This is a genomic window from Oleiphilus sp. HI0066, from assembly GCF_001635725.1.
Window position 1 is genome coordinate 1 of sequence record NZ_LWFH01001677.1, and the last position, 744, is coordinate 744.

Below are 744 nucleotides of genomic sequence, written 5' to 3' on the forward strand. Positions count from 1 at the left end.
AGAAGTATGAGCGACAACGATTCAAGCGCGCCTGAAAACGATCAGGCTCAACCTTTAATGGCTCACTTAATTGAGCTAAGAAATCGTATGCTTAAAGCCGTGATCGCGGTCATAGTGGTATTTCTATCTCTCTATTATTTTGCGAACGATCTTTATCAATTATTATCCGAGCCACTTCGTGCGCTGATGCCTGAAGGCACAACCATGATAGCAACAGAAGTTGCCTCGCCTTTTCTAACCCCTTTCAAGCTTACTTTCTTCGCATCGATCTTTATCGCAATGCCTTATGTGCTTTTCCAGATTTGGGGATTTATCTCTCCCGCTCTGTTCGATAAAGAAAAGCGCCTAGCAATGCCTTTATTATTCTCAAGCGTGCTGCTGTTTTATCTAGGAATGGCCTTTGCCTACTTTGTCGTATTCCCATTGGTATTTGGATTTTTTACCTCTGCAGGACCAGAAGGTGTTGCGGTGATGACTGACATCAGTCGCTATCTCGACTTCGTCATGAAGATGTTTTTCGCGTTCGGCTTTGCTTTTGAAATCCCGATTGCGATTATTATTCTCGTGTCAGTGGGGGCGACAAGCACAGCCAGCCTTTCAGAGAAGCGCCCTTACCTCGTTGTTGGCTGTTTTGTTGTGGGTATGCTTCTGACTCCACCTGACGTTATTTCTCAAACATTGCTAGCCCTTCCAATGTGGCTTTTGTTCGAAATCGGTTTACTGTTTTCAAAACTTATTGAGAAA

Annotated in this window: 1 protein-coding gene; it reads left to right on the top strand. The window is 44.0% G+C overall.

Annotated features, from left to right (window positions below):
- Positions 1 to 6: 6 nt before the first annotated feature.
- Positions 7 to 744, top strand: a 738-nt coding sequence (gene tatC / locus A3738_RS26225; RefSeq protein WP_082890154.1) for a twin-arginine translocase subunit TatC, incomplete at its 3' end; no start/stop codon positions are given.